Here is a 12375-nt window from a genome sequence, read left to right on the forward strand (position 1 = left end):
GGCTACCAGCCGTGCGGATCGGCTGGACAGGCATCTCGCGAAGGAGAGGTGCGGTCCAGCCGAGGGCGGGTTCGCGTAGCGGGGCGGCAAAAGATTGCGGGAAATCAAGATGGGTATGGTGATGATCAAGTGCCCGGAAACGGGGAGCGCCATCTCAACGGGTATCGAGACCAATCGCGAGAGGTTCCGATCCAGTGCAGTTTTCTTTTCGCGCACCTATTGCCGGCTCTGTGCGACTACACACGAGTGGTTCGCGAGAGAGGCCTGGGTCTACGAGCCTGCCCCGGATGGTCAGCCGGGGAGCTGGCAAGCGTCTCGCGCCGTCGTGGCGTGAAGAACCTCGGCTGCGCCCTGAGACACGATCCGATCGATCTTGCGGCTCATCAGCTTGTAGCACTCGCACGCAACGGCTTCGAGCCGCGGCCGGTCAATCTCGAGCTGGCCCCGCCGATTCGATTTCAATCCTCTTGACGCCCGCAACGCACTCACGACGTGCGTGACGGTGGTGCGGCGGACGCCCAGTAGCTCCGATATGGTCTCCTGAGTGAGCGGGATGAGATTGCTGCCATCTGCCCGGTCGTGAATGTGGAGCAGCCAGCGCGCCATCCGGGCTTCGACGGAGTGCAGGGCATTGCAGGCCGCAACATACTGCAATTGCGTCAACAGCGATCGCGTGAAAATCTGCACCATGGATGCGATCGCCGGGCTGCGACGCAGAGCCGCCAGAAATTTCGCTGCCGGCATCTGCAGCACTGCCCCTGGGACGCGGACGACCGCTGTCACGGGTGAGCGAGATACGCCAAGCGCAGACGACAGACCGATGGCACCCTCATGGCCGATCACCGCCGTGGCGACCGTCTGCCCATTGGGCAAGTCCAAGATGAAGGCGATCGCGCCACTACAGGGAAAGAGAAGGTGTTCGATCCGATCGCCCGATCGAACCAATATGGCATCGCGCGCGAGCACGACTTTCCGCAAATGAGGTTCGAGCAAAGCAAAATCCGCCGGCGGCAACGCTGCTAACAACCGATTTCCAACCCTACTTCCGTGGTCCATCATGGGATTGGTCCCCGACGGATGCTCGGCTAGAACTCGTGCCGGTTGTCGGGCTGCCCTGGAGGACGATGGCCCAACAGCAAGCCAACCGGCCACTGAAGATATGGTTCCAATGACGGTGTATATAACACCCTCGCCACGAGGAGCGCGTAAGGCGCGGACTGCAAGCGCAGCCTGAATCATTCGGCGTCGGACTATTGCGGAAGAATGTCTGATCACTCGGACAATCGGTGCAACGATCCATGAATGTGCGGAAGCGGCTCATTCTTCGGCCGGTCAGTCCCGTAACGCGACCGGCAAATCATTGGTCGTTCTCAACCCGTCGCTGACTCTTAATCAGCGGGTCCCAGGTTCGAGCCCTGGTGCGCCCACCACCCTAAGAGATTGGCCCGCAAGGGCTATTTTCATTTCTTGAATAGAACAATTCGAGTCTCGTGCGATGCTTTTAGTGGTCACACGCCGTGCGACGTGACAGACATTCGGGACCTTATTCATCGGAACGAGCGCAGAAGGTCGTTGCTCGCGGACGGCGTTGGCAGAGTTGGATGACCCAATGCCAAAGCGTACGTCTCGTCTTACGAAGGCGGAAAGCGTTGCGGGATTGATCAAGTGCTACCCCCCTGGCGACTGCGATCTTAAGGCACAGCCGGACAAACGAAATTCTGCCCCGGTCCGTTTAGCCCTTCATTCCTTCCTTTCGAACCTGCAGTCCGAGCCTGTCGATGCCAGAATCAGCGCGAGCCTCATTTCGGGCGCGGTAATGCTTCACGATGGTCTGCGCGCTTCGGTTTGAATGCCCAGTGATGTCGCAGATTGTCAGCAAGTCGCAGCCAGCCCGATCGAGAAGCATAACGCAGGTATGATGGCTGGAGCCGAACCCTTCTTCATGCAAGGCAGGGGGCCCGCGGTCCTCGTGCTTCACGGCTTCACGGGAACGACGCAAAGCATGCGGTATCTCGGCGAAGAGCTTCACCGGCGCTTCGGCTTTACCGTGAGCGGCCCGCGCCTGCGCGGCCACGGCACCTCGCCGGACGACATGGAAACGACCGGCTATCTCGATTGGCTCGCCTCGGCGGAGCAAGCGCTTCACGAGCTGGCAAGCAAGGGCAACAAGGTCTTCGTCACCGGCCTGTCCATGGGAGGTACGCTGACGCTCAACCTTGCCGCACGGTTTCCGAACATCGTGGCGGGCGCCGTGCCGATCAACGGTGCGGTCGGAATCTTCGACGGCGCGATGGCCGAGCTCGTATCGGACGGCGCGGCGCCGAGGCGTGTTCCAGGCATCGGATCGGACATCAAGGCAGCCGGCGTCACAGAGCTCGCCTATCAGGAGGTCCCGGTCGCCTGCCTCCGGCAGGTCCACGTCCTGATTGCTGCGACCGAAAGCCTGCTGCGCAAGGTCAGCTGCCCCACGCTGGCCATTCATTCCAGGGAGGACCATGTCGTGCCGGCGGCCAACGGCAAGCGAATAGCGCAGGAAATCAGTTCCAACGACGTGCGCCTGCTCTGGCTCGACAATTCCTATCATGTCGCCACGCTCGACAACGACAAGGATCTGATCGTCGAGCGCTGCGGGCGATTCATCTCGGAAATAGCCGGGGGCGGCTCATAACGTCCCGGTTGCAGAATCGAGTCCTGCCGCCAGTAATTCAGTGGCTTGGCTGCCTTCTCCGCGCCGGCTTCGAATCTCGTGCTCGCTCAGCCTTCGAACCGCCAGGTCGCCGGCGCCCAGCGATAGCCGCCGTCCGTTCGGAAGCGGAAAATGGAAGCCAAGCACCGGGGTGCGGTCCGTCGCGGCGCGTGATCACGATGGCGTCGACGTGCTCGGGCTCTGCGCCGATGGCCGCAAGACTGCGGAACAAATGTCCGCCATCGGCCGGGCGTTTGCGCAGCACCCGCCTCGATCAGGATTTTCCTGTCGCCGATTGCCAGCAGAAGCGGGTTCAGGTTGAGCCTGAAGCTGTCGGTGGGCAGGAACGCATCGCTCAGCGTCCTGCCCAGTTCCTCCGCCTGCGCGGTCGCGTCGCATCGCCACGACCGATTATGTCATACCGTTGGGTTAGCTACGATCAAACCTGATCGGCACGGAAATCGTCAGCGTGTCTCCGCCGTGACCGGCAGGAGGCGCCGGCACCGGACTTGCCCGTCGCGCGAGGGCGACAGCCTCGCTGTCGAGTGCGCTGTCACCCGACGAGCGCGCCAGACGCGCCGACACGACACGGCCGCCCCGGTCGATCGTGAATATGACCGATGCAACCCCCTGGCCAGCGCCGGGGGGGTAGCGCTTGTGTCGATTGAGGTGCGCGGCAAGGGCGCTTTGCCAGCTTGCGGCAGATGCAGCCGGGGCGCGCGCTGCGCTTGGCGCCGGGGCGGCGAAGCTGTCCGCGCGCTGTTGCGTCCTGACGCTGGGCGCACTCGTCTGCGGGGCGGCGCGTTTCAACGCTGGCCTCTTGGGCTGTGGTTCAGGTGGTTTCGGCGGTGTCAGCACAGCATCCGCACGCTCCGTCTCCGGCAGCTTGGGAATTTCGACTTCGAGATTCCGGGGGGCGGGCGGCTCGATGGGTGAGGGCGTTTCTTTCGCTTCTTCCGCCGGCTTCTCCTGCGGGGCAGGAATTGGATCGGGCGGGGTTTCCGTCACCTGCGGTTCGGGAGCGATGTCGGCCGTCGTCGGCTCCGGCGCGGCGGTGAGCGGCGCGAGCTCGATCATGATGGCTTCCGGCGGCCCGCCCGGCATCGCTTGCGGCGCCGGCCAGTTCATGCTGAGCCACACGCCCCCCGCATGCAGCGCGACCACGGCAAGGCCCGCCGCCGTCCAGCGCAACGCTGAGGGCAGCGTCACCTTGCCGCCGATCCCGCCGTCGGGGTCGCGCCAGTCGATCGCCGTCATGGCTGCGTCGCGGCGCCCGAGACCGGGATCGTCGCCTGCCCGGTATCTTCGAGGCCGACCAGAGCGATCTTGAGGTAACCCGCCTGCCGCAGCAGATTCATCACGTTCATCAGTTCACGATAGGCGACGACGCCATCGGCACGCAGGAAGACGCGCTGCTCGCGGTCATGGCCGGTCTGTTGATCCAGCGTTGCCTGCAAGGCGCTGCGCGGCACTTCGTCGTTGCCGAGCGCCAGGCTCAGATCCTGCTTGACGGTGAGGAATAGCGGCTTGTCGGGGCGCGGTTGGGGCTTCGCATTGGACACCGGCAGATCGACTGCGACGTCGACGGTCGACAGCGGTGCAGCCACCATGAAGATGATGAGCAGCACTAGGATCACATCGATGAACGGCGTAACGTTGATCTCGCTCAGTTCATCGATGCCGCCGTCCTGCGGGTCCTTGAGTGATACGGCCATGGCAGCTCACTCCGCAGCGGCGCGGCCGCGCTCCAGCGCCACCACCGATGAGAGCAGCCCGCGGTCCTGCCGCTCCAAGTCGCGCGAGATGTGCTGAATGATCTCGCCGGAAGCATCGGACAACAGCGCTCGATAGCTTGCGAGCGCGCGAGCGAACACGTTGTAGATGATGACGGCCGGAATGGCTGCCACCAGGCCGAGTGCGGTCGCCAGCAGCGCTTCGGCAATGCCGGGCGCGACCACCGCAAGGTTGGTGGTCTTGGACTGCGAGATGCCGATGAACGAGTTCATGATGCCCCACACGGTGCCGAACAGGCCGACGAACGGGGCAGTCGCTCCGATCGTCGCCAGCAATCCGGTGCCGCGGGCAATGTCGCGGCCGGCCCTGGCCTCGATGCGCGAAAGCGCAATCGCAAGCCGTTCCTTGATGCCGTCAGCCGACAGGTTCGGCGAGCGACGGCATTCGCGCTCGGCGGCTTCCATCAGGTCGGCGACGTCGCCCTTGCCGGTCCACCCGGCCTCGATCTCCTCGCGCGCGGCCTCCAGATTGCCGGCGCGGACGAGTTTGCGCACGCAACTGCGCGCCCGCCGCCGGGCGGCCGTTAATTCCAGGCCTTTGGCAAGCCAGATCGTCCAGGTCACCAGCGAGGCGAAAGCCAGCCCGATCATCACCGCTTTCACGACGATGTCGGCCTGCATGAACATTCCCCACGGCGACAAGTCGTGAGGCAGCGTGGCGTGTGTTGCGGGGGGCCGGGACGTGACGCCCCCAGGGTTGACCGTCGGATTGCTGGGAGACGGCAATCCCTGGCTTGACGTTGCCACATCGGAAGATTCGGCTGGGACTTCTGCGCGGGCCGCCGGCGACGGCGCCTGCGCCTGGAGCGGGCAGGACAGGCTGACGACGGCGATCGCAGTCACCAAGAGGGTGCGAAGTACGGACGCGGTGGTCCTTCCGACAGCACGAGGCCCAGCATCACCCAACATAACCCAAGTCCTTCCTCATCGCGCGAGCGATGCCCGCAGTGGCAATGACTGCCGGACATCGCGCGGCCTGTCTTTCGATTGTTTAGCGACAGATCCGAGCCGCTCAGAACTTTATGGAGGAGAACACCCGGATATTGCGCCCCGGTTGCAGAACCTCATCCTTCTTGTACGATTGGTGAAAGCGGATGTCGTCATCCAGGAGATTTTCGCCTTTCAGGCCCAGGCTCACTTCCATAGGCAGGGATCCCGTCGGCACAGTGGTCGTGTAGCTCAGCTCCGCGTTGAGGAGATTATATCCAGCAGTCGGTGTCTCGAACGCTCCGAGATTGTGTTGCGCGAAAGCATGCAGCAGATTGATGCGCGCGATCCAGTTTGGATCCCGATAGAAGATTCCGCCACCCAGCCGGTGAGGCGGAATCTTGGGAACGAAGCTGCCGTCGGCAAAAGTGGCGCGGACGAAGTCGTATTGTGCCTCGACACCCCATGCGCCATTCCAGATCTTGGCAACGTCATGCTCGACCTGAAGCTCGCCGCCCACGAACTTCGCGTCGCGCTGCGAGTAGATGATCTGATCGAATGTCGCCCCGGGAGTGCCGCAGGAGGCGAAGTCGTCACCGCACTTTACGCCAGTGAAATTCTTGAAGATGAAGTTGTCGAACTTCGTGTAGAAAATCGACGCATCGAACCGGGTATCGCCACGACCGCGCTTCAGTCCGAGCTCGAGCGAATTGGCTTTCTCGAGCGTCATGGTTGGGTCGCCGATCTCGAACGTCCGCGGTGTATCGTGCGGTCCCTTGTAGAACAATTCGATCGGATCGGGAGCACGCTCGACATGCTGTCCCGTAACCCGGGCGACCATCTCGTAGGGGAGGTCGTACAACAGTCCGGCGCTGGCGCTGACCGGCACGAAATTGCGGTTGACCGGGAACAGCGTCGGATCGTTGGGGGGCGGAAGAAACGAGGCCGGGAAGCTCGCGCCGGTGCCGTTGATGTCCGTGCGCTCGGCGCGGATAGCGCCTTGGGCGCGTAGCGCGGATGTGACCTGCAGTTCCTCGAACACGAAGGCCGCGATGTTCTGTGCGCGGGCGGGGGCCAGGAGTTGTTCTTCCGCGCCTCCGACCGACAGATCGCGCCGGCCCCATTGCAAGCCGAGGGCGCCTCTGAGCTCGCCCAAGGCGGTGTTGACGGGCAGATGCGAGACTTCCGCACGCGATTCGAATTCCCGGTTTCTGAACGTCGAACCAACTTCCGCTGCGGCGCCCAATCCGTCGATTTCCAGGTGCTTGTAGGCGGTGTAGCCGAGCCAGTACCTGATCGTGTCGATTCCGGCCTCGCGAAGCCGCCACTCGCCGCGGCTGCTCCACTTCGATTGGCGGAGGTCGATATGGTTCTTCACCCGGGCCGACTCGGCGCCCGGAATGAAATAGGTCATCGCCATACTCTGATAGGATACCCCCACGAAGCCATCATTGAAGATGTAAGAACCGCCGGCGCTTTGTCCCTCGGAAGAGTAGCTTGAGTTCTCCTGAACTCCGCCCGGAATGCGGTAGTCGCCGGCGCTCCGCTTGAATGCATCGAGGTGGAGCGCAAAGTTTCCGCTGCCCGCGTCGAGCAGGACGGCTCCGTCCTTGCCGTTGCTGACGCTGTTCAGACCGCCACGCGCCTGAAAAGCGATGCCGTTTGCCGGGATATTGGTTGGAATACGCCCGTTGTTGGCGCTCACAACACCGCCGATGGCCTGCGAGCCATAGCGCAGAGTGCCGGGTCCGCGAATGACCTCGATCTGGCCGCTCATGAGCGGATCGATTGTCACCGCATGGTCCTCGCCCAGGTTCGCCATGTCTCCGGAGCCGATGCCATCTTCCTGCGTGCGGACGCGGAAGCCGCCGAGACCGCGGATCACCGGACGACTTGCGACAGGGGAGAACGATGTCGATGAAACGCCGGGCGTCGTACTCAGGGTATCGCCAAGGGACGCTGCGCCGCGGCTCAGGGTCTGCTGAGGGGTGACCACCGACACCGAGCTGAATGACGGCGTCGCCGGTATCGATTGAGAGGTGGCCCACCAAGGGACGTTCTCGCCGCTAGTCCGGCCCGATTGTGCGATTGGGCTGGGCGACGTGACCACGATCTCGTCGAGTTGGACCGTCTGGGCATGCACATCCGCCGACGAGGCAAGCGCACTCACCCCCAGAGCCCATCGATACAACCGCATGTCAGTTCGCCCCTTGTTGCGAGTGATTTGCAATAAGGAAATAGCATGCCTGTTCCTGGAGTCAACTTCTTGCAACTAAGTTGCAAAAGCAGGAGGACCTCTGGATGCCGCACGATTGGAGGTGCGGGAACTGCCGGAAACGACTAGGGGAGGTCTCGTGTGATCGCGGGCAAGCTGCGACGGGCGCCACCGGATAGGGCGCTGGTGAAATCAAAGCTGAATGAAGAGTTTGAGCGGCTGTGCCGTGAGAAAGGTTTGCGGTTGACCGGGCCGCGCCGCGTCAGACGCGCGGACTGTCAGCGTTGATGCCATTGTGCGAATGGTGGGCTATCATGACAAAGCTGATCTATCGATACTGTTTGGCGGTGCTGCTGATCTGGCTCCTTGCCGGCCGCGCAGAAGCCCATCCCCATGTCTGGGTGACGTTTCACAGCGAAGTGCTTTACGCCGCGGACGGCAGCATGACTGGTGTGCGTCATGCCTGGGCGTTCGACGACATGTTCTCCGCCTACGCTCTTCAGGGCATCCATCATGCCAAGAAGGGGGCATACACGCGCGAAGAACTTGCTTCGCTCGCTCAGTTGAACGTGGAGTCGCTGAAGGAATATGACTATTTCACTTTCGCGCGGGCGGACGGCAGGAAGCTGAAATTCTCGGATCCGGTCGACTATTGGCTCGAATACAAGGATCCGGCTCTCGTTCTCCATTTCACGCTGCCATTGAAGGCGCCGGCCGCCGGCAAAGCCACTCAGATCGAGATCTACGATCCCTCGATCTTTGTCGATTTCGCGTTCGCCAAGGACAGCCCCGTGTCGGTGAGTGGCGCTCCCCAGTGCGTTGCGACCTACGATCTGCCGCATCAGCCGACACCTGCCGAACAGTTGCGACTGAGCCAGCTCGACAGCACGCCGCTCGATCCCCTGAGTACCTACGGCGAGACCTTTGCCAACAAGATCCTGGTGAAATGCCCATGACCAAACCTCGCATTGTCTTGTTGCTGGCGCCGGTTGCCGCGGCGGCTGCCTGGGAACGAAGAGGCTACGGCTTGCAAGTCGGCACCGGACTAGCGGCCGGTTCAGGAGCTCGGCGGTAACGGGCGAGGATCGGTTCGAGCGCCTCTTTCGACCAGAACTTCGGGGCGCCGATTTGCTTCCGGCAAAAGGCGTTCCAGTAAGGGCTGCTCGACGAAAGCGATCGGCGGGCCGCAACGGCCTGTGCGATCGCCTTGATGTCCTGCGATTCCGGGTAGATGTAGACCGTCGTCGGTTGCTCGAGCTTTGGAATGATTCGCTCCGCGTCGGAGCGCGACCAACTCGTGCAGCCATTGCTGCGCCCGCTTGCGTAGTCCACAAGGGTTCCGACCGGAACGCAGCCATTTACATTGGCATAGGGACTGTGCGCCATGCTTCGATAATGGATGGCTTTCAGGATGACGGCTGGATGCCCGCCGATGGCACGCTCTCTGGCATTGGCGGTCTCTCCTTCGCCATCGAACTGAACGAACGAGCGCATCAGGATGGACTCCTGTTTCGCGGCGTTGCGGAAGTAACCCTTGAATGAGGTTCTCGTCTCGGCGGTCACGTAGGAGCCGCCGGTCGTCAGATTCGAGTCCAGCGCATTGCCGAAATTCCTCGCACACTCCTTGCCGTTTGCGAAGTTCACCGCGCCCTTGATATTGCGGCCGCTGCCGTGCCCCGCCGGCATCGCGCGAAAGGACCGGTCGGCTTCGCAAATCTCGTAGAAGCGCTTACCCGATCCGCCCTCGCTCGGCCGCGTCGCATCCATGGCGAAATAGCAGGGGTTCTTGACGATCCCTGCTGCGACTTTGCGCAGGTACAGGGCGCGCGCTCTTTGCAAGACCACCGGAGCAATCTGTCCCTCGCCCTCACCGACATGGCTCTTCAGCCAGCCCGGCATCTCCGACGGATGTTCTGCCGCGAAGGCTCCAGACGCCAGCCGCGCGGCGATCGTCACGCCGAGCGCGAAACGCCAGAGAAAGGGCAATCCACAATGCAACAGAACGCCTCCCTAACGGGTGTTCAGGCCGCTTGGTCGGCCAGTCGCCATACAGGAAATGGATCTTTTGGCTCTGCCCATTCCGCAACATCCGTTGCAAGTCTGCCCGGCAGGAGGCAGGCATCGAGCCGAGCTCGGATATCGCCTCCGTCCATGCTGACGCTGGTACCACCATCGCACCAGATCGGCGTCGATGTTCGTCTCACTCATGTCGCTGAACGATGTGCGGCAGCCCGATCGCACCAGAATGGTCGTGGCCGCGCAGTGAGGCACGTTCGGAGCCTAAATCTCTGTGTAGTCCAGGACCGTATGTTCTCCAGACCATACCATGTCTGCGTCGTAAATTCGTTCCCGACGTTTCGATTTGAAGTCAATTCCGAGGATGATCTGACCCGTTACCCTCTTCTCGCCGTTGAAGACGCGGGACGGAATAGATGCAGGGAGGAGGGCCTCCTCCTCAGTTTGGGACTTGGTCATGAACGGCCCCCGGTGTAATGTCGTTACAACACAATGCCTGTTATACTGTTACACCTCAGACAGTCAAGGTGGGGAATGCACCGCGACGCCAATAAGCGCGGAACTCGCGCGCACGTGAAGAAGCATGGCCACCCGGTCGGCGGAGACGCAGTCGAGTCTCGCGCCCGCTCGTATGCGGTGTCGAAAGGGGTCCCGTTCACGCCGATGCGCCAAGGCGTGCTTGCCTTGCTCGCGACGTCTGGAAAGCCGATGAGCGCCTACGAGATCGCAGAGAAACTGAGCGATGCGCAAAGACTGAAGACCGTGCAAGTCTACCGTGCGCTCGAATTCCTGCAGGAGGCAGGGTGCGTCCATCGGCTGGCGTCCCGCTCGGCCTATTTCGCCTGCGATCATCTGCACGGAGAAGGCGAAACGGTTGTGTTCATGATTTGCGCGCAATGCGGCGCAGTTCAGGAGGCGGCGTCCGAAATGGTGGCCCGCGGCTTGCGTGGCGCAGCCAAGACAACCGGCTTCAGGCCCCGACATCCGATGATCGAGGTGGAAGGCGAGTGTGCGGAATGCGCGGGCACTGAACGCTAGCCCCAAGGGCACGGGCAAGATCAGTCAATCTCGCTCAAGCCCAGGGAGGATTTGTCGGCACGACAATCGCATCACCTCTACATCTCGCCGTTGATCGCCCCTGAATCAAGATGCCTTCCACTGGCTCAGATCGACGATGGCCGCTCGGAACGCTTCAATCCTCGTGTAGGCCTTGTCAAGCTTGGTGGGAGATCGCGAATTCAGCGTGTTTGACAACTATGCGATTGATCCGCGAGACGAGCGAAAGAATGCGAGGCCACCTAGCACGAACGCAAGGATCAACATCACCGCGATTCGCCACCAGACGCGCCATCTGGTTTCGCCTGCCGGTATTTCAATCCAACGCCACTCCGGCAAGGATGAAAGGTCCTGCACCGTCATGACACGGCTTTCCAGGATTCTCGGAGAGAAGTACTGCCGCCATCCGTTGTGAAAAGTTTCGGTTTGATCCTTGAATGCGAGGAAGCGGCGTGAATCGGTGCCGGCGATGGAGGTCAGCGCTTCGTTGACGAGGATCGCCGGCGACAGCCAGCTCAGTCGGTCGACGAGTTCCTGCTGTTGCAGCAATTGCTGATCAAAGCGTTTCAGTAACGGCTCGATTTGTTCGTCGACCTTTTGCTTGGCCAGAAAAAACGCACGCATGCGCGAGGGCACTTCGATGCGTTCGTCTCTCACCAGCAGCGCGTCGGGATCGGAGGCGTAGCGGTAGTCCGCGCTATAGAGGTCCTCGTACTCGCGCAATGATTCAGCCGTCGCAACGCGCGTGCGGCTCGCCAATTCCGTGCGGGAAGGCGCCGGGCTGACCAGACCGACGACAAGGTTCATCGTCACGGGCAAGACGAGCACAAAAATTGTCCAGGTCGCCACCATGATCAAGGCATTCGTCGAAGAGGAATAACCGCTGGCGTTGACCAGGGCCGCGACCGCAAACCAGAACAAGGTATAAGCCGCGACCAGTGCTGACCACGAAAGCATCAAGACGAGTTGCTCCGCGCCACGGGTTTCGGGGCGGACAAGAACCAGCGCGACGAGTGGCAGGGGAATGGCGACGGCCAGCAGCGCGAGCATGCGCACGACGATCTTCCCGGTCAGCAAGGTGCCGACGGACAGAGGCTGCGAACAAAGCATGCGCAGGGTGCCATGTTCACGCTCCGCCGACAGCAGGTTGTAGCCGAGCGTCGTGACCAGCAGAGGCAATACGAACACGATGACGAAAGCGAGGTCGAAGTGCCCGCTGAGCAGATTCCACGGATTCTCGATCTCCGTGTCGTACATGAACTGAACTTTGCTCAAATAGGTGATGCGGTAATAATTGGGCATCATGTCCGACTGACCGATCGCCAGCGTCGCGAGCGGCGCGTTGGGCATTGTGGCGTAGCGCCCGGACAGGGAGCCCGCCATCGCGGCCGGGTTCGCTGGATTGGAGAAAGGTATCAGCGCTGTTTTGCCGTCGAGAACGGCCCGGAGCGTCTCACTATTTGCCGTTTGGGTCTCTTTTTCGTGTTTCAGGACCTGGTCGACCATGCGGTCGCGGAGCGTTGCTTGCGCCAGTCCCACGAATAGTCCGTAACCGACCATGAGGGCCAGAACGCAACACACCAACGGCAGCGTGCGATCGCGCCAAAGGATGCGGGCTTCATGTGCTACGATCAGCGACAAGGTCGAGAGCGGTCGAGACGTCATCGTCTTCATTGGAATAC

At 61.9% G+C, this 12375-nt stretch carries 10 protein-coding genes; 3 read left to right on the forward strand and 7 right to left on the reverse strand.

What is annotated here, in order from left to right; genetic code table 11:
- Positions 1 to 291 precede the first annotated feature (291 nt).
- A complete protein-coding gene (locus AC24YW_RS33535) occupies positions 292 to 1059 on the reverse strand; it encodes a Crp/Fnr family transcriptional regulator (RefSeq protein ID WP_487486701.1) in 768 nt (255 codons plus the stop codon).
- 883 nt (positions 1060 to 1942) lie between these two features.
- Between AC24YW_RS33535 and AC24YW_RS33540 the strand changes: the two genes are divergently transcribed.
- Positions 1943 to 2668 carry an alpha/beta hydrolase gene (locus AC24YW_RS33540; protein ID WP_487486791.1) on the forward strand — a complete coding sequence of 242 codons (726 nt, stop codon included), beginning with the start codon at positions 1943 to 1945 and terminating at the stop codon, positions 2666 to 2668.
- 447 nt (positions 2669 to 3115) lie between these two features.
- Here the strand turns inward: AC24YW_RS33540 and AC24YW_RS33545 are convergent, their stop codons facing one another.
- The 4 genes from AC24YW_RS33545 to AC24YW_RS33560 form a co-directional block, all read right to left on the reverse strand.
- A complete protein-coding gene (locus AC24YW_RS33545) occupies positions 3116 to 3943 on the reverse strand; it encodes an energy transducer TonB family protein (protein WP_487486702.1) in 828 nt (275 codons plus the stop codon).
- Positions 3940 to 4401, reverse strand: coding sequence for a TonB system transport protein ExbD (gene exbD / locus AC24YW_RS33550; RefSeq protein ID WP_487486703.1), 462 nt, complete (start codon positions 4399 to 4401; stop codon positions 3940 to 3942). The genes AC24YW_RS33545 and exbD overlap by 4 nt, the downstream gene beginning before the upstream one ends.
- Positions 4402 to 4407: 6 nt before the next feature.
- The gene (gene exbB, locus AC24YW_RS33555; protein ID WP_487486704.1) at positions 4408 to 5388 is read right to left on the reverse strand and encodes a tonB-system energizer ExbB; all 981 of its coding nucleotides are present in this window, start codon (positions 5386 to 5388) and stop codon (positions 4408 to 4410) included.
- 103 nt (positions 5389 to 5491) lie between these two features.
- On the reverse strand, positions 5492 to 7576 hold the full coding sequence (locus AC24YW_RS33560; protein ID WP_487486705.1) for a TonB-dependent receptor: 2085 nt from the start codon (positions 7574 to 7576) through the stop codon (positions 5492 to 5494).
- A gap of 359 nt (positions 7577 to 7935) precedes the next feature.
- On the opposite strand from AC24YW_RS33560, the gene AC24YW_RS33565 reads away from it, so the two are divergent.
- Positions 7936 to 8577 carry a DUF1007 family protein gene (locus tag AC24YW_RS33565; protein WP_487486706.1) on the forward strand — a complete coding sequence of 214 codons (642 nt, stop codon included), beginning with the start codon at positions 7936 to 7938 and terminating at the stop codon, positions 8575 to 8577.
- Between the two features lie 64 nt (positions 8578 to 8641).
- Here AC24YW_RS33565 and AC24YW_RS33570 read toward each other — a convergent pair whose 3' ends face one another.
- Positions 8642 to 9607: a hypothetical protein gene (locus tag AC24YW_RS33570; protein WP_487486707.1), complete on the reverse strand. Its 966-nt coding sequence runs from the start codon at positions 9605 to 9607 to the stop codon at positions 8642 to 8644.
- Positions 9608 to 10171: 564 nt separating this feature from the next.
- On the opposite strand from AC24YW_RS33570, the gene AC24YW_RS33575 reads away from it, so the two are divergent.
- Complete coding sequence (locus AC24YW_RS33575; protein WP_487486708.1) at positions 10172 to 10675, forward strand: transcriptional repressor; 504 nt, start codon at positions 10172 to 10174, stop codon at positions 10673 to 10675.
- A gap of 216 nt (positions 10676 to 10891) precedes the next feature.
- Here the strand turns inward: AC24YW_RS33575 and AC24YW_RS33580 are convergent, their stop codons facing one another.
- Entirely contained in the window at positions 10892 to 12367 is a 1476-nt protein-coding gene (locus AC24YW_RS33580) for a DUF3526 domain-containing protein (protein WP_487486709.1), read from the reverse strand.
- Positions 12368 to 12375: the final 8 nt, after the last annotated feature.

It is taken from the genome of Bradyrhizobium sp. USDA3516, assembly GCF_057651995.1.

What these genes read in the sequence shown, in the direction of transcription:
- AC24YW_RS33565 (WP_487486706.1), top strand. Translation starts at nt 7,936, where the DNA reads ATGACAAAGCTGATCTATCGATACTGTTTGGCGGTGCTGCTGATCTGG.
- AC24YW_RS33545 (WP_487486702.1), bottom strand. Translation starts at nt 3,943, where the DNA reads ATGACGGCGATCGACTGGCGCGACCCCGACGGCGGGATCGGCGGCAAG.
- AC24YW_RS33540 (WP_487486791.1), top strand. Translation starts at nt 1,943, where the DNA reads ATGCAAGGCAGGGGGCCCGCGGTCCTCGTGCTTCACGGCTTCACGGGA.
- AC24YW_RS33535 (WP_487486701.1), bottom strand. Translation starts at nt 1,059, where the DNA reads ATGATGGACCACGGAAGTAGGGTTGGAAATCGGTTGTTAGCAGCGTTG.
- AC24YW_RS33580 (WP_487486709.1), bottom strand. Translation starts at nt 12,367, where the DNA reads ATGAAGACGATGACGTCTCGACCGCTCTCGACCTTGTCGCTGATCGTA.
- exbD (WP_487486703.1), bottom strand. Translation starts at nt 4,401, where the DNA reads ATGGCCGTATCACTCAAGGACCCGCAGGACGGCGGCATCGATGAACTG.
- exbB (WP_487486704.1), bottom strand. Translation starts at nt 5,388, where the DNA reads ATGTTGGGTGATGCTGGGCCTCGTGCTGTCGGAAGGACCACCGCGTCC.
- AC24YW_RS33575 (WP_487486708.1), top strand. Translation starts at nt 10,172, where the DNA reads ATGCACCGCGACGCCAATAAGCGCGGAACTCGCGCGCACGTGAAGAAG.